Origin of the sequence: Kineococcus indalonis (genome assembly GCF_009906395.1) — a bacterium.
Taxonomy (GTDB): Bacteria; Actinomycetota; Actinomycetes; order Actinomycetales; family Kineococcaceae; genus Kineococcus; species Kineococcus indalonis.
The window spans coordinates 1-737 of the sequence record NZ_JAAALM010000943.1; the positions used below are offsets into that span (position 1 = coordinate 1).

Here is a 737-nt window from a genome sequence, read left to right on the forward strand (position 1 = left end):
CCAGCGGGACCCGCATGCGCTCGGCCTGGGCGGCGCCACCGGTGCCGAGCACCTCGCGGTGCAGGCAGGAGGTCTGGTAGCCGGCGCGGCAGATCTCGCAGGTGTTGTCGGAGGCGAAGAAGGAACCCACGACGAAGTCACCGACGGCGATGTCGTGGACGTCGTCTCCGACCTCCTCGACGACCCCGCAGTACTCGTGACCCATGCGCAGCGGCTCGCCCACCTCGTCGGCGCCGCGGTAGGGCCACAGGTCCGAGCCGCAGATGCAGGTCGCGGCCAGGCGGACGAGCGCGTCGGTCGGCTGCTGGATCGTCGGTTCGGGCACGTCCTCCACGCGGACGTCACCGGGGGCGTGCATCACGACACCACGCACGGGGGTTCTCCTTCGGTCGGTGCACCGGGAGCGGTGCCCTCCCATCGAAGCCCACCGCCGGCACCGCCGGGCGACGCCAGCGGTGCCCTGTCGTGGGGTGCACCACCGGTGCACCCCACGGCAGTGACTCCCCGCCCCGCGGCGGCGCGCCTAGCGTGGAGGGCGTGGACAACCGCGCCGAGGTCCGGGACTTCCTCACCACCCGCCGGGCCAAGCTCACCCCCGCCCGAGCCGGGTTGCCCGACGTGGGACGGCGCCGCGTCCCCGGCCTGCGGCGCGCGGAGGCGGCCGCGCTGGCCGGCATCAGCGTGGAGTACTACGCCAAGCTCGAGCGCGGCGCCCTGGCCGGGGTGTCGGCCTCGGT

Annotated in this window: 1 protein-coding gene and 1 pseudogene; one reads left to right on the forward strand and one right to left on the reverse strand. The window is 74.6% G+C overall.

Features of this window, described 5'->3' with window-relative positions:
- Positions 1–373, reverse strand: a 373-nt coding sequence (locus GTR00_RS22070; protein WP_166613617.1) for an alcohol dehydrogenase catalytic domain-containing protein, incomplete at its 3' end; no start/stop codon positions are given.
- A gap of 164 nt (positions 374–537) precedes the next feature.
- On the opposite strand from GTR00_RS22070, the pseudogene GTR00_RS22075 reads away from it, so the two are divergent.
- Positions 538–737 (forward strand): annotated as a pseudogene (locus GTR00_RS22075) (transcriptional regulator); the annotation flags it as partial.